This is a genomic window from Streptomyces sp. GMY02, from assembly GCF_019056675.1.
Classification (GTDB): Bacteria; Actinomycetota; Actinomycetes; order Streptomycetales; family Streptomycetaceae; genus Streptomyces; species Streptomyces odonnellii.
In genome coordinates this window covers 5,589,016-5,611,216 of sequence record NZ_CP077658.1, presented here as the reverse complement: position 1 = coordinate 5,611,216, position 22,201 = coordinate 5,589,016, and the positions used below count along the sequence as shown (strand labels likewise).

The window sequence follows — 22,201 nt, the reverse complement described above, 5'->3', positions numbered from 1 at the left end:
TCCGGACCGCGCCCAACGGCCGGTCCCACGAAGGGCGTTACGACGGAACCGCTCGCGTGTGGTAGTGCGGCAGGCATCGTGAACGCCCGCTCCTGCCGGCACCGCCGTCGTCGCGTCCCGCGCCAACCGCTCCCCGTAGCAGGACTTCCCGTATGCGCACCTGTCAAGGACTCTTCCGCACACGGGAGTTCACACCGCGCGCTGCCTCGCCTCGTCCACTCGGACCTGCGGCCCAGGCGCGCCCTCTGTCGTCCGCACCGATCGTGGCCATGCCGTCCTGCGGCGGACCCGACCCCGCGCACGTCCGGGACGGTCCGTACGTCCGGACGATCCACACCTTTCTTCTCGACCCGCTCTCCAGGACCGACCGCGACACGCTCCCACGCGCCGTCGCCCTCTTCTCCGAATAGCGCCCGAGGACATCTTTTCCCGCGCTGGATATCGTGGGCCGTACCCTTGGCCGTTCTAACGCCGATCTAACGGGCGTCGGACGCCATCCGCCGGAGCCCCAGGCCGGAAGTGGGAACCATGACCATACGTGCGCTCCTGGACCGGACTCCCGGTCTCATGAGCGTGTGGGATCACCGACTGCGGTGTGTATGGCTCAGCTCCCTGTTCACAAAGGACCGGCTCGGGACACAGAGCGTACTGGGACTGCCTCTGCGTGACGCCATGCGCGGATTCGGGGCAGGAAGCGTCGAACGGATGGTCGGCCAAGTCCTGCGGGACGGGAAACCGATCATCGATCATGAATTCCCGCTGGTCTCCGGCTATGGCGAGGACCGCGTGATTTCGTTGTCGCTCTGGAAAATCGATGCCGTCGATTCCATCGATGCCCTGGATTCAATGGATTCCGCCGATGCCGTCGTCGGCACAGCCGGAAGCGGCATCGGTGTCTGTATGACACTGACCGACGTTACGAGGAGTCGCGCCCGGCGCCGTCTCGCCCTGCTCAGCGAGGCGAGCAGGCGTATAGGCACCACCCTGGACGTCATGACGACCGCGCAGGAACTGGCGGACATGGCCGTGCCCCTCCTCGCCGACTATGCAACGGTCGATCTCGCCGACGCCGTCCCCATCGGCGAGACCCCGCCGCTCAATCGCCTGGAGCCGGTACGGGCGCGGATCCCGGTATTCCGCCGCGCCGGTGTCGCATCGATCCACCCCGGCCTGCCGGAGTCCACGTTCGCCCTCGGCGAGGCGGTCTATGTGCCCCGGCCCTCGCCCTTTCTGAACGCGCTGGAGTCGGGCCGTTCCCACTTCGAACCGGTGCTGGACACGTCGCGCGGCACCTGGCTGGACAAAGATCCCATCCGCGCCAAGGTCATCAACAGAACCAGGATGCATTCGGTGATGATGGTGCCGCTGAAGACGAGCGACGAAGTCCTGGGGATAGCCGTATTCGTACGCAATGACAATCCCGTACCGTTCTCCCGCGACGACCTGCTTTTCGCCGAGGAGCTGGTGCTCCGGGCTTCTTTGCATGTCTACAAAGCTCATCTCTATACCCGCGAGCGGTCAGCGATGCTCGCGCTTCAGCGCAATCTTCTTCCTCATGACCTTTACGGAGGACCGATGGTGGAGGTGGCGTCGCACTACCTTCCCTCGGACATGCACGAAGGAGTCGGCGGAGACTGGTACGACGTCATTCGGCTGACGGGCGGCCGAGTCGCCCTGGTCATAGGGGATGTGGTCGGCCATGGCATTGGCGCGGCCGCGACCATGGGCCAGATGCGGACCGCCGTTCACACCCTCGCCACCCTGGACCTGCCACCGGACGAACTTCTCACCCGCCTCGACGCCTTGGCCGTTCGTCTGTCCAATGAGAACGAGAACGCCGACGGCTTCAATGGCACCGTCGTAGCGAGCTGCCTCTATGCCGTCTATGACCCGTCCCGGAAAATCTGGTCCATGGCGCGGGCCGGCCACCCGGCGCCCATGGTCCGTACTCCTTCCGGCGAGGTCGCTCTCGTCGATGTCCCCGGCGGAACCGGAATCGGCTATGGCCTCTCGCCCTATGAACCCTACGAATCGATCGATGTCGGACTTCCCGAGGGCAGCATTGTCGCCCTGTATACGGACGGACTCATCGAGACCCGGAACGCCGATATCGACATGGGACTGGGCCGGCTCAGAAAAGCACTGATGGCACCGGTGTCCGATCTCGCCGAGCTGTGCCACCACACCGTCGACACGATGATCGGCCCGAAGGCGCCCTCGGACGATGTCGCACTGCTGCTCGCACGCACCGGACCTCGGTGACAGCTCAGCCGACCGATCGCCCCAGCGGAACCCGAGTGGAACAAAGCGGAGCGAAAGGCGCACCCTGGAGTTCGGTACCGCCGACCGGGAGTTCTGTACCGCCGACCGCCCGATCGCCGATCCTCCAGGGAGGAGAGCGGAGCATGGCTGTCATCTCGCGTGGTTTTCACGGGCGACGTCCCGAGTCAGGGCGGAAGCTGCCTCCCGGGCAGTACGAAACCTTCGATTTCCCCGTTCTGTCCGCCGGGCCCACGCCGCGCGTGAGCCGCGAGGAATGGGAGTTCACGATCACGACCGAGACCGGCGTCCGGCACGCCTGGGACTGGGGCCGGCTCATGGACCTGGCCGCGGAGACGCCGACAGTGGATTTGCACTGCGTCACGAAGTGGTCGAAATTCGACACCACCTGGAAGGGCGTGTCGCTGGATCTCCTGCTCGCCGATGTGGAAACGGCCGCCGATTTCGCGCTTGTCTTTTCGTACGGCGGTTACACGACCAACCTCCCGTTGGAGGACCTCCTCGACGGCAGGGCATGGATCGCGTACGAGTACGACGGAGCCCCACTCGCCCCGGAGCACGGCGGTCCGGCCAGGCTGCTGGTCCCGCATCTGTATCTGTGGAAGTCCGCGAAGTGGGTGCACGGAATCCAGTTGATGCCCGAGGACGATCCGGGCTTCTGGGAGAGCGCCGGCTACCACGACTACGGAGACCCATGGCGCGAACAGCGGTACCAAGGCGACTAGGCGACCGTCTGCGCTGGAGTACGGCCGAGCTGGTCGAGCGGCGGTACGAATCGGCGACGGCGCAGACGCTGGCCCTGGCCGTTCCCGGCTGGCCCGGCCATCTGCCGGGGCAGCATCTCGACCTGCGGCTGACCGCCGAGGACGGTTACAGCACCCAGCGCAGCTACTCACTGGCCTCCGCGCCGGACGGCGACCGGATCGAACTGACGGTCCAGCGGGTGGCGGACGGTGAGGTCTCCCCGTATCTGACGGACGACCTGGCCGTCGGGGATCCGGTCGAGGTACGCGGCCCGGTCGGCGGCTGGTTCGTATGGCGGCCGGAAGAGCAGTCCGAGCCGGTGCTGCTGGTGGCCGGGGGATCCGGGCTGGTGCCGCTGATGTCGATGATCCGGGTGCGCCGGGCGGTGGGCAGCCGCGTGCCGTTCCGGCTGGTGTACTCCGTACGCGGCAGCGAAGACCGTATCTACGTACCGGAACTGAGCCACGGCGAACCGGGACTCGACACGACCTTTCTGTATACGCGCACCACACCGTCCGGCTGGCCCCGGGCGGCAGGCCGGCTGACCGGCGAGGACCTGGCGCGCTGGGGGTGGCCGGAGGACTTCGAGCCGACCTGTTACGTCTGCGGCCCCACGGGCTTTGTCGAGACGGCGGCCACATATCTGGTCGGCAACAACCATGCTCCGGAGCGCATTCGTACCGAACGCTTCGGTCCCACCGGAGGCTGACATGGACCCGATGGACCCCACGCACGACCCGACCGCGCACGGCCAGACCGCGCACGGCCCAATCGCGCACGGCCCGACCCGCGGCGAAGAGCCCATGGTGTACGCGTACGAAGACGGCAATGCGCTCGCGGGGCCGCTCTCCGAGATCTTCGCCGTCGATCTGACCGGCGCCCTCAGCCGCTGTGCCCACTGCGGCAGTACGGGCCCGGTGGCGCGGCTGCGGGTGTACGGGCGAGCCCCGGGGCTGGTGGCCCGCTGCCCCGACTGCGACCAGGTGATCATGCGGCTGGTCCGCGGAACCGAGAGCGCGTGGCTCGATCTGCGGGGAGCCACCACGCTCAGAATCCCCCTCGGCCCCTGAAGACGCCCGTACGGCCGGACGTGTGCGGCCCAATGTGTGCGCCCCGGGCTTGCGCGGCCTGGCGTGCGTAGCCCCGGCCTCCCGTCACCCGTTCGACACACGTCCGGTTCCGACGACATGCACACCGATTCGTATCGGTATCTAATGAAAATTACTTATCCCCATGACTATCCCCGTGACACGCGCATTCCTAATCGCCCTGTTACTGGCAGCGGAGGGATCAGCCGGTATGACCATCATCGAGAAGTCGATAGACATCGACGTTCCCGTCCGTACCGCCTATAACCAGTGGACGCAGTTCGAAAGTTTTCCCCGCTTCCTGGAAGGGGTGGAGAGCATTCAGCAGCCCCAGCGCGCGCTGACCCACTGGATCGCCCGAGTCGGCGCGGTCACCCGTGAGTTCGACGCGGAGATCGTGGAACAGCATCCCGATGACCGACTGTCCTGGCTGATGCTGACCGAGCCCCGGCACAAAGGAACGGTCACCTTCGAATCCCTCGACTCCGGGCGTACACGGGTGAATCTGCGGCTGGATCTCACGCCGTGCGGAGTGGTCCACAAAACTGGAAGTGCCCTGAATCTCGCACAGCGCCGAGTCGACCGGGGGATGGAGTCCTTCAAGGAATTCATCGAGGTACAGGGGCGGGAGACCGGGAGTTGGCGGGGCGAGATCCGGTCCGGACGAGTACGGCCCGACCCCGCACTGGGCTGCCCGCTGGTTCCGACCTGGCCCACGGGCTGAGCGGCGGATGGCGGAATTGGCGGAATTCCCTATGCGAAAGGCTGAGGCTTGTGCAGAGAAAACCACCGGTCGCCGACCCGAGCGGTGACAACCCACGCATCACTTCCCCCAAGACCTGGGCGACCGGTGTGCCCGCGGTGGTGCACGCCATGGAGTACTCACTGGAGCAGACCTCGCCCCAGCGTACGGCTCTGACGTTGCTGAACATGAACCAGACCCGGGGATTCGACTGCCCGGGCTGCGCGTGGCCGGATCCCGTACCCGGGCATCGGACCAAGAACGAGTACTGCGAGAACGGCGCCAAACACGTCAATGACGAAGCAACCTCCCGGCGGATCCGGGCGCCGTTCTTCGAGCGTTATTCGGTCAGTGAGCTGGCCGGGAAATCGGACCGATGGCTCAACCAGCAGGGGCGGCTCACCGAACCCATGGTGAAGCGCGCCGGCTCCGACCATTACGAGCCGGTCAACTGGAACGAAGCGCTCGGCCTGCTCGCCGGAGAACTACGGCAGTTGGAGTCCCCCAACGAAGCCGTCTTCTACACCTCGGGGCGGGCCAGTAATGAAGCGGCCTTCGTATTCCAGCTCTTCGCACGCGCCTTCGGCACCAACAATCTTCCCGACTGCTCCAATCTGTGCCACGAGTCGAGCGGTGCGGCGCTGCACGAAACGCTTGGCGTCGGCAAGGGGGATGTGAGTCTACGGGACATCCACCACGCCGATCTGGTCTTTCTGGTGGGCCAGAATCCGGGCAGCAATCACCCTCGTATGCTCACCGCCCTGGAACAGACCAAGCTCAACGGAGGCCATATCGTCGCCGTGAATCCCCTGCCCGAGGCCGGACTCATCCGGTTCAAGCACCCGCAGGAGGTACGCGGTGTGATCGGCCGGGGCACCCGGATCGCCGACCGGTTTCTGCATATCCGTGTCGGCGGCGACCTCGCCCTTTTCCAGGCGCTGAATCTGCTGCTGCTGGAGGCCGAGGACGCCCGTCCCGGCACAGTGCTCGACCATGATTTCATCCAGAACCACACCAGCGGTTTCACCGAGTTCGACAAACATGTCCGCAATCTGTCCTGGCGCGATGTTCGCGCGGCCACCGGACTTGGGCGCCCCGAGATCGAGAAGGTACGCGACCTGGTGCTGCGCAGTGAACGGATCGTCGTCTGCTGGGCGATGGGCCTGACACAGCACAGGCACGCGGTGCCCACGATCCGGGAGATCGTCAATTTCCTGCTGCTGCGCGGGAATATCGGAAAACCCCGTGCGGGCGCATGCCCGGTGCGCGGCCACAGCAATGTCCAGGGCGACCGCACGATGGGCATCTGGGAGAAGATGCCACAGAATTTCATGGACGCACTGGGGCGCGAATTCTCGTTCACCCCGCCGGCCGAGCACGGCTGGGACACCGTCAATTCCATCCGGGCCATGCGCGACGGCCGCGCCCGGGTCTTTCTGGGCCTCGCGGGCAACTTCGTACGGGCTACGCCCGACAGCCGTGCGACGGAGCAGGCCATGCGCCGGTGCCGTCTCACGGCCCATATCTCGACCAAGCTGAACCGCTCGCACACGGTCTGCGGCGACATCGCGCTCATTCTGCCGACCATCGGCCGCAGCGAAAAGGACAGGCAGGCGAGCGGCGAACAGTTCATCACCGTCGAGGACTCGATGAGCCAGGTGCACGCCTCGCACGGACGGCTCGAACCGGCCTCGAAGAAGCTGCTCAGCGAGGTGGCCATCCTCACCAAGCTCGCCCGGCTCACCCTTCGCGACAGGCCGGACGCAGCCGATGTGCCCTGGGCCGAATTCGAGGCGGACTACAACAACATCCGGCAGCGGATCGCCCGCGTGGTCCCAGGGTTCGAGAATTACACGGAGCGCGTGACCGGTCCCGGGGGTTTCGGACTGCCCAACCCGGTGAACGAAGGCGTTTTCCCGACCCCGAGCGGCAAGGCCATGTTCACCGCGAACGAATTCCAGATGCTGGAGGCTCCCGAAGGGCATCTGGTACTCCAGACCATGCGTTCCCACGACCAGTGGAACACCATCCCGTACACCCTGGACGACCGCTATCGCGGAATCCACGGGTCCAGGCGGGTCGTTCTGGTGAACCCGGCCGATCTCAAGGAACTCGGCCTCATCGACGGCAGCCAGGTGGATCTCATCGGTGTGTGGCGCGACGGAATCGAGCGGCGCGCGGACAATTTCCGCCTTGTCTCGTACCCGACCGCGCGTGGCTGCGCCGCCGCGTACTATCCCGAGACCAATGTCCTGGTGCCGCTGGACAGCGTCGCTGAGATCAGCAACACACCGACCTCCAAAGGGATCGTCATCCGCCTCGAACCCTCCATGCGGCGGGTGGCGAAGTAACCGTACGAGCCACGGGGGGATCAGGGTGGCGCCGGCTCCGGCCGGTGCCGCCGTCGGTTTCGTCGGTTCAGCCGCCGGCGAGCCGCGTTCGCGCCGCCGCGCCGGACGTCCTCACCATGAGCGAGCACTCCGAACAGTGACATCCTCCGGAAGGCCCGCTGTAAAGATATTGTAGGGAGGTACCCACCGGTGCCGGGTCCGCGCCGGAGGGTTGCGTTTGTGCAGGTCAGCGAGCCCCCGTAGCTCAGTGGACAGAGCAGGTGCCTTCTAAGCACTTGGCCGCAGGTTCGATCCCTGCCGGGGGCACTTCTACGCGCGAAGCGCCTGGTACCGGGGGTGGTACACGGCACGAACACCGCGTACCACCCCCTCCGCCGAGCCGGAGCCGGGTGTCGGCGGCCCGTCGTCAGCTCACATTGAGCGCCGTGTCGTCGATGACGAACGAGGTCTGGAGCTTGGATCCCTCGACGCCGGTGAACTTGAGCGTCACGGTCTGGCCGTCGTAGGCGCTGAGATCGAAGCTCCGCCGCGTGTAGCCGGAGGCGGCGTTGGCGTTGGAGTAGGTGGCCAGGGTGCTGAGGACCGTACCGGAGCTGTTCAGCACCTGTGCCTTGAGGGTGTCGTAGGCAGTGCTGGTGGTCTCCGCGGTGTCTATGTGCAGATAGAAGCTGAAGGTGGCCGCGCAGCCGGACGGGATGGTCACGGTCTGGGAGAGGGTGTCCGTGCGGGCTGTGCCGTAGCCGCCGAGCCATGCCTTGTACGAGCCGGTGCGGGCGGCCTGGCCGGTGCTGTTGGTGATGACACCGCTGGAGGACGTCCACGAGGAACTGCCGGACTCGAAGCCGGGGTTGGCGAGGAGCTGGGCCGCGGTGCAGGTGCCGCCGCCGCCTCCGTCACCGCCGTCGTCCCCACCGCCGCCGGTCCCCGAGGAGAGCCACTCGGTGGCGTTGAGGGCGAGAGCGGCGTTGGTGGCGCCGCTGTCCCGCCAGCCGTCGTAGAGGGTGTTGCCGGACTGGCCGGTGCCGTCGTCGATGGGCGAGCTGTCGCCCCAGAAGGCGACCCGGCCGCTGCCGAAGGTGCTGGTGGCGAAGAACGCTCCGGTGTTGCCCGAGTAACCAGTGCGGTAGAGAAGGCCCTTGACGGAGGAGTTGTCGGCGGGCCTGAGGGTGGCGGTGGTGCCACTCGCGATCAGGCTCTTGGTGACCGTACCGAACGAACCGTGCAGCACCGGGTTGCCGCTGTCGCTGATCGCACGGGGGTAGTCGGAACCGACCGTGAGGGTGTCGACGGAGAAGCCGAACGGATTGGTGCTGTCCACGCTGTTGTTGGACATCAGGTCGTTGATGATCTCGACGGCGTCCTCACCGTCGTTGTTGCGGTCCGCGCCGGTGTGGTCGGCGACCAGGAAGAGGCCGCCGCCGTTCTGCACGAACTTCATCACCGCGGTCTTCTCGGCCGAGGTCAGCAGGACGTTCGGCTCGGGCAGTACGAAGGTGTCGAAGTTCGTCAGGTCGGTGGAGCTCGACGAGCCGTACGTGATCGAACCGCTGGACGGGAGGGTCTTGAGGCTGTAGTCGCCGGTCCGCTGGAGGGCCACGCCCCAGGACGAGAGGGCTCCGGTCCAGGAGGTGTCCGAGGTGGGCGAGGAGTTCTGGCCCAGCGGGTCGGGCTGGCTGGTGCTGATGATCCAGTCGGCGTTGCCGGCGGTCTCGGCATGGGCGTTGTCGAACAGCACCCGGTGGGCGGCCGCGGCGGCGGCCGGTGCCGCCTGAGCACCCGGAGCGGCCTGGCCGGCCGGGACGGCCTGGGCGGTCTGAGCCGCGGTCCCGGCGGTGAGCGCACCGAGAACGACGGTGGCACCGATGAGTCTGCGGCGGCGGGAATTCCCTGATCCGAGCATCCGTCAAACCTCCGTGTACGAGGGGGGCGGTGGGCGTACAGAGGGCCTACTCTCCGCGCGTAGATCATCGGGCGATACGCCACCAAGTAACGAGTCTTTGAACGGTACATGGCAATAACAACCGCCCGCCACAGGCCCGCGCCGCACAGCAGGGACGCGGGACGAGTGCCGACGGGTGGCGAGACGTACGGCCCGGTCAGAAGTCATGCTCCGGGGACCTGGGCGGCGGTATCGCCGCGTCCGGCCGGGCATGGCCGGCGGACAGGCTCCACACGCGCGCCGGCGGGACATTGGCCCACACGGTGCGGCAGCCGGTGGCATAAGCCTGCTGGAACGAGTCGAGTACATGCACGACCCCGCCGTGCCGCGCCAGACTGCGTGAGGAACCCACCAGCGCGCGAAACCGTGCCGTGCCCCGGTAACCGAAATACGTCAACTGACCGCCGGGATTGAGTACCGCCAGATACCGCGTCAGCAAGTCGGACACCTCTCCGGGGTGAAAGTTGGCGAACGGCAGCCCGGACACGATCACGTCGTAACGGGCTTCGGAATCCAGCTCCTCCACCGGCTTGGCGATCAGGCCTATGCGCTTCCCATGGCGCGCCAGCCGTGGGTCGGTATGCAGATCCGCCTCCAGCACCCGTGCGAAACGGGGGTTGGACTCGACCAGATCCAGCGTGTCCTCAGGGCCGAGCAGACCGGCCAGCACCCGGGAGACCGCACCGGTCCCCGCCCCGACCTCAAGTATCGCGCGCGGCCTCCCGGCAGGCTGCGCCAGCGGCGCGGCAAGTGCCTCGGCGAGGCGCCGGCCGCTGGGGGTCACGGCCCCGGTCGTACGGAACGTCCGGAACGTCTCGGCGAAGAACAGCCGGCGGTCGGCGAACCGCCGGGCCGGGGTACGCCGGTCCCGGGTCTGCCTGGCCGCCGAGGTGCCGGATGCTGAGGTACGGAGCGAAGGAAGTGCCATGTCCAGAACGCTAGGGAGTGCCGGATGCAGCGGAATCGGCTGTTGTGCGACGGCGATGCCCGACGAAAGTCGGGGGTGCCCGTGCCCGTCCGGCCGGGGACGGACCTCTTCGCGGATCCCTACGATGGCACGGTGAAATCCGAGCCCGGACGCGGTATTCCGCTGTGGGTGGAGGCGCCGTCCGTGGTGGTGCTCGCCCTCCTGTCCATCCTGGAAGGCTTCCGTTCGGCCGGGGGCACGCTGGCCGATCCGGCCCCCTGGGTGGGGGCGATCGCCTCGTTCGCCGCCCTCGGCCGCTACCGGATCGCCCGTACCACGGCGGTTCTCGCACTGGCCTCCGTCGCGTGCGGCTGTGTGCTGCCCCTCCTGGTGATGCTGTACCACTTCACCTCGCGCGGCCGGCTGCGCGAGATGTGGGTGTGCCTGGCGATCGCCGTCGTCGCCGGCGTGCCCTGGCTGGCCATCGCCCTGGCGCGGGGGCAGTCGCTGCTCGAAGGGCGGGTGACCACATGGACCGGACTGGGCAATCCCGTGCTGGCGGGCCTGGCCCTGGCCCTCGGAATGTGGGCGGGGAGCCGGCGCCGGCTGATGGAGGCGCTCAGGGGCCAGGTCGAACAGCTCCGGGTGGAGCGCGAACTCCGTGCCGAACAGGCCCGGTCGGCGGAGCGGGCGCGGATCGCCCGCGAGATGCACGATGTCCTCGCCCACCGGCTGAGCCTGCTGATGCTGCACACGGGGGTGCTTCAGATGCATGCGCAGTCACTGCCGCCCGCGGTCGTCGCGCGGATAGACCTGTTGCGCGGCACGGCCGGACAGGCGCTGGACGATCTGCGGGAGGTGCTGGGAGCGCTGCGCTCGGAGGCCCCGACGGGGACGGGCCGTACGAAGGCTGTCACCGCACCGGCGCTCCAGGATCTGGCCGAGCTGCTCGCCGAGGCGCGCGCCGCGGGCCAGTTGATCGATTCGGAGGTGTCGGGTGACGCGGCGAGCGCCTCCACCAGTCACCGGCTCGCGGTACACCGGCTCGTACGGGAAGCCCTGACCAACGCCCGCAAGCACGCCTGCACGGCACCGGTCGGGGTACGGGTGCACTACGGACCGCCGGCCACGACGGTCGAAGTGGTCAACGGTCCGGTCGTGGACGCCAAGGAGTTCACGGCGCCCGAGGCCGCGGCCGATGGTCCCGTAGCAGAACCTCCGGCGGTACGGGAGCCGTCCACCGCGCCCGCGGAACCCGCGCTGCCCGCGGATTCCGCCCTGTCCGGCGGCTATGGCCTGATAGGTCTGGCGGAGCGGGTCTCGGCGCTGGGCGGGCATCTGTACACGGGGGCGACGGGCGGCGGCTGGCGGCTCTCAGCCCGGTTGCCGGTGTCTTCGGCCAACCCGTGCTCCGGCTCTGATCTCGCACCGGGCACGGTTCTCCCCCAGGTGTCCGTCTCATGATCAACGTCCTGGTGGTCGACGACGACGCCCTGGTGCGGCTGGGCCTGGTCGACCTGCTGGCCACCGATCCGGAACTCACCGTCGTCGCCGAGGCCGCGGACGGGCTGGCCGCCATCGAGGAGGCCGGCCGGCACCTGGTCGACATCGCCCTCGTCGACGTACGGATGCCCCGCATGGACGGCATCACCGCCACGCGCCACCTCCGCGCACTGCCCTCCCCGCCCCGGGTGATCACCCTGACCACCTTCGACCTCGACGAGTATGTGTACGACGCGCTCACCGCAGGCGCGGACGGCTTCCTCCTCAAGGACACGGATCCGCGCGAGATCATCCGGGCGGTCCATGTGGTGTCGGGCGGCCAGGGCATGCTGCACCCCGCCGCCGCCCGCCGGCTGATCGACCACTACCACCACGCCGCCCGCCCGGCCGCCCTGGAAGCGCGTGCCAAGGTGTCGCGGCTGACCCCTCGTGAGGCCGACGTACTGGCCCGGCTGGCCCTCGGCGACTCCAACGCGGAGATCGCGAAAGCACTCGGCATGCGCGAAAGCACCGTCAAGGCGCACGTCAGCCGAATCCTCACCGCCCTCGACGCCGGCAACCGCGTCCAGGCCGCCCTCCTGGCCCGCGACGCGGGCCTCGGCACCGACGACTGACCTGCGCCGTGCCGGTCCGGCCCGGTCCGGCCCGGCCGGTGTGCGCTCTGGGGTACGCAGCCGTACGACACGACCGGACCGCGGCGGCAAAAGAGCGGCGCGGGGCGCGCGTCCTTACCCGTAACCGCGCCTCGGTAATCCGGGCCATGCGCCTCGCACGCCTCCATGCGCGTCTGCCGCTCCCCGGCCGGTGCGGCAAGACTGGGCCGGGTTACGCGCGAACGTGCGGGCGCTGCCGGATTCGGCAGGAAGAACCACACGCATCGGGGGCGATGGTGGACCTTCTTGCTCTGGGACCCCTGGAACTGTGGCACGAAGGACGGCAGTTCGGGCTCGGTACGGTGAAAGAACGCTGCGTGCTGGCCGTACTGGTCCACGCCCGGGGCGAACCGGTCACGGTGGACGCCCTGATGGACCGCGTCTGGGACGGCGTCCCGCCCGCCACCGGCCTGAACACCCTGCATGCCTATCTGTCCCGGTTAAGGGGCCGCCTGCGCCGGGGCGTCGGCGACCTGGCCCAGGTGAAGCGGCCCTCCCCGAGGCAGTACCAACTCCTCGTCGATCCCGAGGACATCGACCTGCTCCGCTTCCAGCGGCTGCGCAAGGACGCGGGGGCGGCGGCCGGGCGCGGCGAACGCGATCTGGCCCTCGGCCTGCTGCGTACCGCCGAACACCACTGGCGTGGCGAGCCCCTCGCCGAATTCACCAGTGCCTGGGCCGCAACCACCCGCGCCCGGCTGACCGAGGACTACCGGCGTGTACGGGAGGAACGGATACGACTGGAACTGGAGTTGGGGCGGCACGCCGACCTCATCGGTGAACTGCACGAACTGGCCGCGCAGAATCCCCTCGCCCAGCGGGTGATCGCCTCGCTGATGCTGGCGCTCTACCGCTCGGGCCGGCCCGACGAGGCGCTCGCCCTCTACCGCACGACACACCGGCGCCTTCACAAGGAGCGCGACGAAGCGGTCGACCGGCTCTTCGCGTACTACCTGACCACCGCTCACCGCGCCGACGGCGTCGCCCACCCCCACCGCCATACGCGCCCCCTGGCGCCGGAGCAGGAATCCCCGTACGCGCTCCGGTTCGCCGACACGGACGAGGCGTCGGTCTGGCTCACCGTGGAACGCGCCAACCTCCTCGCCGTCGCCCGCCGCGCCGCCGCCGAAGCTCCGGCGTACGCGGCCCTCTTCCCCCACGTACTGGCCACCTCGCTCAAACTCTGGGGTACGTGGGACATCGCGGCGGAACTGTACGGCGCGGCGGCGTCGGCGCTCCGGGCGGACAACGACCGCGCGGCGCTGGCGCGGACGCTGGTGGAACACGCGGATGTGCTGGCGCAGAAGGACCACGACGAGGCGCAGCGCCACGCGGGCGAGGCCCTGTCCCTCTTCCAGGACCTCAAGGACCCGCAAGGCCGCGCCGACGCCCTGCTCCAGTCGGGCCGCGCGCACATGGCGGCGGGGCGGGGTGAGCAGGCGCTACGGGTACTGGAGGAGGCAGCGGGGCTGTACCGGGAGGTCGAGGACCTCCGCGGGGAGGCCGAATGCCTCAATGTCCAGGGCATCGCCCTGTACTACGCGGGACGGTACGAAGCGGCCCACCAACGCGTGCGGACCATGCTCACCATCCATGAGCGACTCGGTGATCTGCTGGGCCAGACCAAGGCTCTGAACAACCTGGGCGAACTGCGCTACATCCAGGGCCGCCATGCGGAGGCCCGCCGCTACTACGAACGCTCGCGGGTGTTCGCACTGCTCCGCGGCGGACGACAGGAACTGTCCATCCTGGACACCAATCTGGGCGCCGTCCACCAGGCGACGGGGAACACCGACCTGGCGCTTGCCCACTACCAGCGTGCGCTCAGGAGCGACCGGGCCAGCGGTGACCGAATGGGCGAGGCCAGCATCTTGATCAGTATGGGCACGGCCTACGCGGACACCGGCCGCAGGGGCGAGGCACTGCTGCACTTCACGATGGCGGAGGAAGTGGCCCGGAGCATCGACAACACGCACGAGAGGCAGCGCGCGCTGCTCGGCATGGGTGACATGCAGCGCGAGTCGGGACGGCTCGCAACCGCGCGCGCCTTGTACGAACAGGCCCTGGAAATAGCCCAGGGCATCGGCTACCCGCTCGGTACGGCGCATGCCTTCGCCGGGCTCACGCACCTCGCGCTGTCCTCCCACGGCATGGCGTCGGCGCGCCACTACGGCGATCAAGCGATCGCTCTTTACGAGGGCCTCGACGCCGGGACCGAGGCGCAGGGGCTGCGGGACCTTCTGGCCGAATGGGGCGTGACCGGCTCCTGAAGCGGTCAGGGAGCCGGTACGCCGGGTGGCACGACGGTCAGGGGCCCACGCGACCGACCCCGTCCATCGGCGTCACCACATCCACCGCGCATCGAGCGCCAGCACAGTGCTCGACCGGTCGGAACCCGACCGCTCGGAGGAACTGCCGGAGGAGCCACCGAAGGACATCGTCGTCGCACCGATCCCGATCACAGCGACGGCGACGGCGGCGGTGACAGCGGCGGCGGACAGGGTGCGGACGACTGCCGCGGCGAAAGTGGCACGGCCAGGGAACACAGCTCTCCTACATGTATCGGCGGGCCCTTTCAGAACCCGCTCCCGTCCCCGTTCGGCCCAACAGTAACGGGCGTTGCGCCTGCTCAAACGCCAGCTTGCGGTTAGTCGATCATGGTGATAGGTGCCGCGTGCCACGCACAGGTACAACGCACCCCCGCGCCGTATCGTGGGCTCTGTGGAGGCCCGCCAGCGGGGGCACGATCAGCAGGGGGACGGGGGCCCCGGGGGTGGGGGGCCCCGGGCGGTGCGGCCTGTGTGGTGGGTCGTCGCCGTCGTACTTGTCGCCGCCGCCGTGGTCGTCGCCATCACCCGGCGCCACGAACTGGTCACCGCCCTCGGCCTGATCTCTCACGTCCACCCGACCCGGCTGATCCTGGCCGCCGCCTTCGAGGCGGCCTCGCTGGTCTGCGTGGCGGCGCTACAGCGGTGGTTGTTGCGCGCGGGCGGAGCGCGGCTGGGGCTGGGGCCGGTGTCCGCCGTGGTACTGGCGGCCAATGCCATCGCCGGGGCGCTGCCGGGCGGGGCCGCGTTCGCCGTGGCGTGGGTGTTCCGGCGGTTCAGACGCTGGGGGGTGGGGCAGGTGCTCGCCGGGACCGTGCTGGCGGTCTCGGGGCTGCTGTCCGCGCTGAGCCTGCTCGTACTGCTGCTGGCCGGCGTGCTCGCGGGCGGTACGTCGGGGCCGGTGGCCGGAGCGCTGCCGCTGGTCATCGGAGTGCTGGTCTTCGTCGCCGTGGTGGCAGGCGTGACAGCGGGTCTGGCGCGGTTTCCCCGGGTGAGGCGGCGCGCGTGGCGGGTCTGGCGGCGGATCGGTCTGCGGTCCCGGCGGCTGTTCGAAATCGAGGAGTCGCTGACCCAGTTGGGCCGGCAGATCCGCAGTACACGGCCGGGGGTACGCCCCTGGGGCTGGCCTTTTCTTCTCGCCCTCCTCAACTGGGGCTTCGATCTCGCCTGCCTGATCGCCTGTACGTGGAGCCTCGGCATCGCCGTGCCCTGGCCCGGAATCCTCGTGGCCTACGGGCTGACGCAGTTCGCCGGAAGCCTGCGCCTGACGCCAGGGGGCCTCGGCGTGGTCGAGACGAGTCTTACGGCGCTGCTCGTCCTGTACGGAATGCGCGCCGACGAGGCGATCGCGGTCACGCTTCTCTACCGAGTGGTCAGTTTCTGGGCGCTTCAGCCGGTCGGCTGGGCGATGGGGCTCGTACTGACCCTGAAACGGAACGGCCGCCGGCACGAACCAGAACCCTCAAAGCAGCCGGACCAGCCGCAGCAGCCGGACCGAGAAAGGCCATCCCACGAGCGCCCCTCTGAATAGGCTCTGTCCTGCCGCCGACGTCACCCCACCCCCACGAGAGCCTGATTCAGCTCCAGCACATTCACGATCTGCCCCTGCCCCAGAAACCCGCCGCTCCCGCCCCCCACCCGGTCCGCGACCAGTTTCCGTACCACCGCCGGGCTCAGTCCGCGCGCCCGCGCCACCCGTTCGACCTGCTGGTTCGCGTACGCACGCGAGATATGCGGGTCGAGCCCCGAGCCCGAGGCGGTGAGCGCGTCCACGGGCACGTGGCTCGGGTCCACGCCGTCGAAGGCGGCCACCGCGGCCCTGCGCTGCTTGATCGTTTTGATCAGGACGGGATTGTTGGGACCCAGATTGGAAGCGCCCGAGCTGGTCGGGTCGTACCCCCTCGCACCCGCCACCGACGGGCGCGGCTGGAACCATCTGGGGTCCGGTCCACCGGGCCGCCCGCCCCTCTTCGGCAGATCGAAGTTCTGGCCGAGCAGCCGCGACCCCACCGGCTCGCCGTGATCGATGATCAGCGAGCCGTTGGCCTCGGAGGGAAAGGCGATCTGAGCGATCCCCGTGATCACCAGCGGATAGCAGACTCCCGTGATCACGGTGAGCACCAGCAGCATCCGCAGCGCCGACAGATGATGCCGCAGAACAGTACGGAAGGACACGGACACGAGGCAGTCGCTTTCTCGTCGATCAGATTGATTTTCCGCAGCTCAGGCCGTTTCCGACCGGTCAGCGCAAACCAGGGACGAATTGAATGATCAGATCGATCACCTTGATCCCCACGAACGGAAGCACCAGTCCGCCCAGCCCGTACAGCCAGATGTTGCGGCTCAGCAGCGCGGACGCCGACGACGGACGGTAGCGGACCCCGCGCAGCGCCAGCGGGATCAGCGCCACGATGATCAGCGCGTTGAAGATGATCGCGGACGAGATCGCCGAGGTCGGGCTGTGCAGTCTCATCACATTGAGGTTGTCGAGTCCCGGATGGACGACCGCGAACATCGCGGGAATGATCGCGAAGTACTTCGCCACATCATTGGCGATCGAGAAGGTCGTCAGCGCTCCCCGCGTAATCAGGAGCTGTTTGCCGATGGCGACGATCTCGATCAGTTTTGTTGGATTTGAGTCCAGGTCCACCATGTTCCCGGCCTCTTTGGCGGCCGATGTCCCCGTGTTCATGGCCACTCCGACATCCGCCTGCGCCAGCGCGGGGGCGTCGTTCGTACCGTCCCCCGTCATCGCGACCAGCTTTCCGCCGCCCTGTTCGCTCCTGATGAGCGCCATCTTGTCCTCGGGCGTGGCCTCGGCGAGGAAATCGTCCACCCCCGCCTCCTCCGCGATCGCCCTGGCCGTCAGCGGATTGTCGCCGGTGATCATGACCGTACGGATGCCCATCCGGCGCAGCTCGTCGAACCGCTCCCGCATCCCCTCCTTCACCACATCCTTGAGATGGATCACCCCCAGCACCCGAGCACTTCGCACACGCGCGTCGCCGCTGGTCATCGCCTCGGCCACAACCAGCGGAGTGCCGCCGCCCGCCGAGATCCCGTCCACCATCCCGCCGGCCGCCCTCATGGCCGTACCGGTGGCCGCGCCCGCCTCGCCGCCGCCCGCGTTCTCGCGTACCCAGCGCATCACCGCCGCGGCGGCCCCCTTGCGCAGGGAGCGGGTGCCGCCGTCGGGGAGCGTCAGATCAACCCCGCTCATCCGGCTCTGCGCGGTGAACGGTACGAACTGCGCGTCCGCCAGCTCGCCCTCCTCCCGGCCGCGCAGCGCGTACCGTTCCTTGGCGAGTACGACGATCGAGCGGCCCTCGGGGGTCTCGTCGACGATGGACGAGATCTGGGCGGCATCGGCGAGTTCCTCGACGCCGACCCCTTCCACCGGCAGGAATTCGGCGGCCTGCCGATTGCCCAGGGTGATCGTGCCGGTCTTGTCGAGCAGCAGCGTGTTGACGTCCCCGGCCGCCTCGACCGCCCGCCCCGACATCGCCAGTACATTGCGCTGCACCAGCCGGTCCATGCCCGCGATCCCGATCGCCGAGAGCAGCGCGCCGATGGTGGTGGGGATCAGCGCGACGACCAGGGCGATCAGGATGACGACCGGCTGCTCCGCGTGCGCGTAGATCGCGAAGGGCTGGAGGGTCACCACCGCGATCAGGAAGACGATGGTCAGTGAGGCGAGCAGGATGTTCAGCGCGATCTCGTTGGGGGTCTTCTGCCGGGCCGCGCCCTCGACCATGGCGATCATCCGGTCGATGAAGGTCTCGCCCGGCTTGGAGGTGATCCGTACGACGATACGGTCGGACAGCACCTTCGTTCCGCCGGTCACCGCCGAACGGTCGCCGCCGGATTCACGGATGACCGGTGCCGACTCGCCCGTGATCGCCGACTCGTCCACACTCGCGACACCCTGGACCACATCTCCGTCGCCCGGGATGATCTGTCCCGCCTCGATCACCACATGGTCGCCGAGCCGGAGTTGTGTGGCCGACACCTGCTCCTCGACCGGGTTCTGTGTGCCCGGCTTCCAACCGCGGGGCAGCCGCCGTGCGACGGTGTCGGTTTTCGTACGGCGCAGAGTCTCGGCCTGTGCCTTGCCCCGGCCCTCGGCGACGGCCTCGGAGAGATTGGCGAACACCGTGGTCAGCCAGAGCCAGACGGTGATCACCCATGCGAACACACTGGGGTTGATGATCGCCGAGACGGTGGTGAAGACCGCGCCCACCTCGACGACGAACATCACGGGACTGTGGAACATGAGGCGGGGATCGAGCTTGCGCAGCGCGCCGGGGAAGGACGTGACCAACTGGCGCGGGTCCATCAGTCCGCCGGAGATCCGGCGGGTGTTCGGCGCGAGCGGGTCCTTCGGCGCTGGCGGCCGGTCCGGCACGGAACCCGAGGCGGTACCGCCCGGGTTGGCGTCGTCGGGTTTCGGGTCCGGGTTCGTGGGCATCAGCGCAGCCCTTCCGCGAGCGGCCCCAGCGCGAGTGCGGGGAAGTAGGTGAGGCCGACGACGATCAGGATCACGCCCGTCAGCAGGCCGACGAAGAGCGGCCGGTGCGTGGGCAGCGTGCCCGCGGTGACGGGGACCGGCTGCTGCGCGGCGAGGGATCCGGCGAGGGCCAGGACGAAGACGATGGGCAGGAAGCGGCCGACGAGCATCGCCAGACCGAGGGCGGTGTTGTACCAGACGGTATTGGCGGACAGCCCCGCGAAGGCCGAGCCATTGTTGTTGGCGGCGGAGGTGAACGCGTACAGCACCTCGGAGAAACCATGCGGCCCCGGATTGAGCATCGCCGCCCGTTCGCCGGGCAGCGCCATGGCGATCCCCGCGCCGGTCAGCACCACGGCGGGGGTGGTGAGGATATAGAGCGAGGCGAATTTCATCTGCCGGCCGCGCAGTTTCTTGCCCAGGTATTCGGGCGTACGGCCGACCATCAGTCCGGCGACGAAGACGGCCACGATCGCCAGGACGAGAATGCCGTAGAGGCCCGATCCGGTGCCGCCCGGGGCGATTTCGCCCAGCATCATGTTGAAGATCGTCATTCCGCCGCCGCCCGGTGTGTACGAGTCGTGGAAGGAATTGACGGCGCCGCAGGATGTCAGTGTGGTGGCCGCGGCGAAGAGCGCCGAGGACCAGATGCCGAAGCGCTGTTCCTTGCCCTCCATCATTCCGCCGGCCGTATGGCCCGCCGAACTGCTCACGCTGTTCAGTTCGTTCGCTGTGACGATGACGACGGAGGCCGCCCAGATCAGGGCCATGACGCCGACGATCGCGTACCCCTGGCGACGGTCGCCGGTCATCGTGCCGAAGGTGCGCGGCAGTGAGAAGGGGATCACCGACAGCAGATAGATCTCCAGCCAGTTGGTGAAGCCGCTCGGATTCTCGAAGGGGTGGGCGGAATTGGCGTTGTAGAAACCACCGCCGTTGGTGCCCAGTTCCTTGATGACCTCCTGCGAGGCGACCGGGCCGCCGGTAATGCTCTGCATGTCACCGGAAAGAGTCATGATCGGCTGAATTCCATGGAAGTTCTGCACGACTCCCGACGCCACCAGCACGATCGCGAAGACGACACAGATCGGCAGCAGAACACGCAGCACGATCCTGGTGAGATCCACCCAGAAATTGCCGACCCGGTCGGTCTTCTGCCGGGTGAAACCCCGGATGAGAGCGGCGACCACGGCGATGCCGACGGCGGCTGAGACAAAGTTCTGTACGGCGAGCCCTGCCATTTGTACGAGATGACCGAGCGCCGACTCGCCCGAGTAGGACTGCCAGTTCGTGTTGGTGACAAAGGAAACGGCCGTGTTGAACGACTGATCGGCGTTCATGGCCGGGGTGTTCAGCGCGAGCGGAAAATGGTTCTGCAATCGCAGGAACGCGTAGAGGAACAGTACGGAGACGAGCGAGAAGGCGAGCACACTGCGCAGAAAGGCGGCCCAGGTCTGGTCGGCGTCGGCGGCGACCCCGCCGAGGCGGTAGAGCAGCCGCTCCGTCCGCCAGTGCCGGGGGGAGGTCAGGACGTACGCCATGTAGTCGCCCAGCGGCCGGAAGGAGAGGGCGAGCGCCACCACCAGGGCGAGAATCTGGAGCCACCCGGCGAGGGGGTCGTTCATGAAGAACCTTTCCTGGACCTTTCCACGTGCCGGAGGCCTAGAAGCGCTCGGGAAAGAGCAGGCAGAAGACCAGATAGACGACGAGCAGCACGGCGATGGCCAGCCCGGCCAGATTCTCGGCGCTCACAGCCGGCCCGCCCCCTTCGCGGCCAGGCCGATCAGCATGAAGACCGCGAGTGTGAGCACGATGTAGATGAGGTCGGACATCTGCACCCCGTGACGTGGGACGGTAAAAGGGAGGCCGGGCGCGGCGCCTGCCGACGGCGGGCATTCGACGCTATCGGCCACTCGACTGGCCGCCTCCTGACACGCCGGAGCCGATCGAGTGGCGGGCGGCCGACCGGGGGCCGGACGGGCCGCCGGACAAGCGGCGGAGCGGGTTCCGGCCCACGGCCGACCCGCGCGGGAACTGAGCCGAGCAGGCGGCCCATACCAGCGATCCGGGTGTTCCGCCCGAGATGCCGAGGTCGGAGAGGCGGGACTACGCTTTACGGGCGGCTTGATCGAACACCACAATCGAACACAGCAACGGCCAACAATCGATCGGCAGACGATCGGCACAAGTGACAGGCCGGACGGGTGAGAGCGCCCCCTCCGGCATCACGCCCGGGCACCCCCGGGCCGCCCTCCCCGGGCCCGCACCTCCGGCCCGTGCTCCCCCGGCCGTCTCAGGACCCGCCGCCCAGGACCCGTCGGCCCCAGCCGCCGCCGACGCCTCCGGGCGCGACTCCGGGCCCGAGCCGGGGCCCTCCTCCCGCAGGAAGAGGAATCGAACCATGAACCGGACCCGTCTCCGCACCACAGCCATGGCCGCGGCCGCCGCGGTGGCCCTCCCGGTCTCGCTGGGAGTCCTGGCACCTCAGGCCCTCGCCGCCCCGGCATCGAGCCACTCCCCCTCGGCCGGTACGCCGATGTCGCCCACCACCCCGACGTCGCCCGGTGCATCCGTGTCCCCGAGCCCGCCCGTGTCGCCGAGCACCTCGGAATCGCCCTCGCCGAGCGCGTCGGTGTCCCCCGGCGCGGCCCCCTTCGGCCCGGAGTGCTCGTCGCTGCTGCGGCAGGGCGTCAACGGCACCTTCGCCAGGATGGCGACTCAGCCGCTGGTCACCGCGGTGGCGGAGAACACGCATCTCTCCACCTTTGTCGCCCTGGTGGAGAAGGCCAAGCTGGCCGGCAAGCTGAACTCCGCGAAGGACATCACCGTCTTCGCCCCGACCAACGACGCCTTCGCCAAGCTCTCCAAGTCGCAGCTCGACCAGTTCCGCACCAACGAGGCGCAGCTCAGGAGACTCCTGAACTACACCGTGGCGGAGAAGAAGATCACCCCCGAGCAGCTCCCGGACGGCCGCTTCACGACCCTGGAGGGCAGCACGCTCACCACGTCGGGCTCCGGTCAGTCGTTCAAGGTCGACAACACCGCGAACATCGTCTGCGGTGACATCGCCACCGAGAACGCCACGGTGTACGCGGTCGACACCGTGCTGATGCCGCCGAGCTGACCACCCCGGCGCATCCCGCCGGCGCCCGGGCCTCCA

Annotated in this window: 20 protein-coding genes and 1 tRNA gene; 13 read left to right on the top strand and 8 right to left on the bottom strand. The window is 68.4% G+C overall.

Translation table 11 applies throughout. The annotated features are described in order from the left end of the window. Window positions 1-263: 263 nt before the first annotated feature. The 8 genes from KQY30_RS23740 to KQY30_RS23705 all read left to right on the top strand — a co-directional run bounded on the left by KQY30_RS23740 (window position 264) and on the right by KQY30_RS23705 (window position 7,511). A complete protein-coding gene (locus KQY30_RS23740; protein ID WP_217308563.1) occupies window positions 264-410 on the top strand; it encodes a hypothetical protein in 147 nt (48 codons plus the stop codon). Window positions 411-705: 295 nt separating this feature from the next. Further along, a complete protein-coding gene (locus tag KQY30_RS23735) occupies window positions 706-2,262 on the top strand; it encodes a PP2C family protein-serine/threonine phosphatase (RefSeq protein ID WP_217308562.1) in 1,557 nt (518 codons plus the stop codon). A 143-nt stretch (window positions 2,263-2,405) separates the two neighbouring features. Then, on the top strand, window positions 2,406-3,005 hold the full coding sequence (locus KQY30_RS23730; RefSeq protein WP_217308561.1) for a molybdopterin-dependent oxidoreductase: 600 nt from the start codon (window positions 2,406-2,408) through the stop codon (window positions 3,003-3,005). Then, window positions 2,975-3,733 carry a ferredoxin reductase gene (locus KQY30_RS23725; RefSeq protein WP_217308560.1) on the top strand — a complete coding sequence of 253 codons (759 nt, stop codon included), beginning with the start codon at window positions 2,975-2,977 and terminating at the stop codon, window positions 3,731-3,733. The genes KQY30_RS23730 and KQY30_RS23725 overlap by 31 nt, the downstream gene beginning before the upstream one ends. Before the next feature lies 1 nt (window position 3,734). Beyond that, complete coding sequence (locus tag KQY30_RS23720) at window positions 3,735-4,094, top strand: DUF6510 family protein (protein ID WP_367997433.1); 360 nt, start codon at window positions 3,735-3,737, stop codon at window positions 4,092-4,094. A gap of 229 nt (window positions 4,095-4,323) precedes the next feature. Beyond that, the gene (locus KQY30_RS23715) at window positions 4,324-4,836 is read left to right on the top strand and encodes an SRPBCC family protein (RefSeq protein ID WP_217308559.1); all 513 of its coding nucleotides are present in this window, start codon (window positions 4,324-4,326) and stop codon (window positions 4,834-4,836) included. 149 nt (window positions 4,837-4,985) lie between these two features. Continuing rightward, a complete protein-coding gene (locus KQY30_RS23710; protein WP_254407675.1) occupies window positions 4,986-7,205 on the top strand; it encodes an FdhF/YdeP family oxidoreductase in 2,220 nt (739 codons plus the stop codon). Between the two features lie 233 nt (window positions 7,206-7,438). Next, window positions 7,439-7,511, top strand: a tRNA-Arg gene (locus tag KQY30_RS23705). Between the two features lie 100 nt (window positions 7,512-7,611). Here the strand turns inward: KQY30_RS23705 and KQY30_RS23700 are convergent. Continuing rightward, window positions 7,612-9,105: an immune inhibitor A gene (locus tag KQY30_RS23700; RefSeq protein WP_217308558.1), complete on the bottom strand. Its 1,494-nt coding sequence runs from the start codon at window positions 9,103-9,105 to the stop codon at window positions 7,612-7,614. A 196-nt stretch (window positions 9,106-9,301) separates the two neighbouring features. After that, entirely contained in the window at window positions 9,302-10,072 is a 771-nt protein-coding gene (locus KQY30_RS23695) for a class I SAM-dependent methyltransferase (RefSeq protein ID WP_217308557.1), read from the bottom strand. A gap of 132 nt (window positions 10,073-10,204) precedes the next feature. Between KQY30_RS23695 and KQY30_RS37185 the strand changes: the two genes are divergently transcribed. From KQY30_RS37185 to KQY30_RS23680, 3 genes are all read left to right on the top strand, one after another. Continuing rightward, window positions 10,205-11,515: a sensor histidine kinase gene (locus tag KQY30_RS37185; protein WP_302185335.1), complete on the top strand. Its 1,311-nt coding sequence runs from the start codon at window positions 10,205-10,207 to the stop codon at window positions 11,513-11,515. Beyond that, window positions 11,512-12,168, top strand: a complete 657-nt coding sequence (locus tag KQY30_RS23685) for a response regulator transcription factor (RefSeq protein ID WP_217308555.1) — start codon at window positions 11,512-11,514, stop codon at window positions 12,166-12,168. Before KQY30_RS37185 ends, KQY30_RS23685 begins: the two co-directional genes overlap by 4 nt. Before the next feature lie 272 nt (window positions 12,169-12,440). Next, the gene (locus tag KQY30_RS23680; RefSeq protein WP_217308554.1) at window positions 12,441-14,477 is read left to right on the top strand and encodes a tetratricopeptide repeat protein; all 2,037 of its coding nucleotides are present in this window, start codon (window positions 12,441-12,443) and stop codon (window positions 14,475-14,477) included. A 72-nt stretch (window positions 14,478-14,549) separates the two neighbouring features. Here KQY30_RS23680 and KQY30_RS23675 read toward each other — a convergent pair whose 3' ends face one another. Continuing rightward, window positions 14,550-14,753, bottom strand: coding sequence for a hypothetical protein (locus tag KQY30_RS23675; protein WP_217308553.1), 204 nt, complete (start codon window positions 14,751-14,753; stop codon window positions 14,550-14,552). A gap of 244 nt (window positions 14,754-14,997) precedes the next feature. Between KQY30_RS23675 and KQY30_RS23670 the strand changes: the two genes are divergently transcribed. Continuing rightward, on the top strand, window positions 14,998-16,065 hold the full coding sequence (locus tag KQY30_RS23670; RefSeq protein ID WP_217308552.1) for a YbhN family protein: 1,068 nt from the start codon (window positions 14,998-15,000) through the stop codon (window positions 16,063-16,065). Window positions 16,066-16,085: 20 nt separating this feature from the next. On the opposite strand, the gene kdpC is transcribed toward KQY30_RS23670, so the two are convergent. From kdpC to KQY30_RS36655, 5 genes are all read right to left on the bottom strand, one after another. Continuing rightward, window positions 16,086-16,709, bottom strand: coding sequence for a potassium-transporting ATPase subunit KdpC (gene kdpC, locus KQY30_RS23665; protein ID WP_217308551.1), 624 nt, complete (start codon window positions 16,707-16,709; stop codon window positions 16,086-16,088). 67 nt (window positions 16,710-16,776) lie between these two features. Continuing rightward, on the bottom strand, window positions 16,777-18,870 hold the full coding sequence (kdpB, locus tag KQY30_RS23660) for a potassium-transporting ATPase subunit KdpB (protein WP_254407672.1): 2,094 nt from the start codon (window positions 18,868-18,870) through the stop codon (window positions 16,777-16,779). 131 nt (window positions 18,871-19,001) lie between these two features. Next, entirely contained in the window at window positions 19,002-20,666 is a 1,665-nt protein-coding gene (gene kdpA, locus KQY30_RS23655) for a potassium-transporting ATPase subunit KdpA (protein WP_217308549.1), read from the bottom strand. Window positions 20,667-20,703: 37 nt separating this feature from the next. Next, on the bottom strand, window positions 20,704-20,793 hold the full coding sequence (gene kdpF, locus KQY30_RS23650; protein ID WP_217308548.1) for a K(+)-transporting ATPase subunit F: 90 nt from the start codon (window positions 20,791-20,793) through the stop codon (window positions 20,704-20,706). A gap of 732 nt (window positions 20,794-21,525) precedes the next feature. Further along, a complete protein-coding gene (locus KQY30_RS36655; RefSeq protein ID WP_254407295.1) occupies window positions 21,526-21,741 on the bottom strand; it encodes a hypothetical protein in 216 nt (71 codons plus the stop codon). 10 nt (window positions 21,742-21,751) lie between these two features. Between KQY30_RS36655 and KQY30_RS36650 the strand changes: the two genes are divergently transcribed. After that, window positions 21,752-22,165, top strand: coding sequence for a fasciclin domain-containing protein (locus KQY30_RS36650; protein ID WP_254407294.1), 414 nt, complete (start codon window positions 21,752-21,754; stop codon window positions 22,163-22,165). The last annotated feature ends 36 nt before the right edge of the window (window positions 22,166-22,201 follow it).

What these genes read in the sequence shown, in the direction of transcription:
- KQY30_RS23735 (WP_217308562.1), top strand. Translation starts at nt 706, where the DNA reads ATGGTCGGCCAAGTCCTGCGGGACGGGAAACCGATCATCGATCATGAA.
- KQY30_RS23730 (WP_217308561.1), top strand. Translation starts at nt 2,406, where the DNA reads ATGGCTGTCATCTCGCGTGGTTTTCACGGGCGACGTCCCGAGTCAGGG.
- KQY30_RS23725 (WP_217308560.1), top strand. Translation starts at nt 2,975, where the DNA reads ATGGCGCGAACAGCGGTACCAAGGCGACTAGGCGACCGTCTGCGCTGG.
- KQY30_RS23720 (WP_367997433.1), top strand. Translation starts at nt 3,735, where the DNA reads ATGGACCCGATGGACCCCACGCACGACCCGACCGCGCACGGCCAGACC.
- KQY30_RS23715 (WP_217308559.1), top strand. Translation starts at nt 4,324, where the DNA reads ATGACCATCATCGAGAAGTCGATAGACATCGACGTTCCCGTCCGTACC.
- KQY30_RS23710 (WP_254407675.1), top strand. Translation starts at nt 4,986, where the DNA reads ATGGAGTACTCACTGGAGCAGACCTCGCCCCAGCGTACGGCTCTGACG.
- KQY30_RS23700 (WP_217308558.1), bottom strand. Translation starts at nt 9,105, where the DNA reads ATGCTCGGATCAGGGAATTCCCGCCGCCGCAGACTCATCGGTGCCACC.
- KQY30_RS23695 (WP_217308557.1), bottom strand. Translation starts at nt 10,072, where the DNA reads ATGGCACTTCCTTCGCTCCGTACCTCAGCATCCGGCACCTCGGCGGCC.
- KQY30_RS23685 (WP_217308555.1), top strand. Translation starts at nt 11,512, where the DNA reads ATGATCAACGTCCTGGTGGTCGACGACGACGCCCTGGTGCGGCTGGGC.
- KQY30_RS23680 (WP_217308554.1), top strand. Translation starts at nt 12,441, where the DNA reads ATGGTGGACCTTCTTGCTCTGGGACCCCTGGAACTGTGGCACGAAGGA.
- kdpB (WP_254407672.1), bottom strand. Translation starts at nt 18,870, where the DNA reads ATGGACCCGCGCCAGTTGGTCACGTCCTTCCCCGGCGCGCTGCGCAAG.
- kdpA (WP_217308549.1), bottom strand. Translation starts at nt 20,666, where the DNA reads ATGAACGACCCCCTCGCCGGGTGGCTCCAGATTCTCGCCCTGGTGGTG.
- KQY30_RS36650 (WP_254407294.1), top strand. Translation starts at nt 21,752, where the DNA reads ATGGCGACTCAGCCGCTGGTCACCGCGGTGGCGGAGAACACGCATCTC.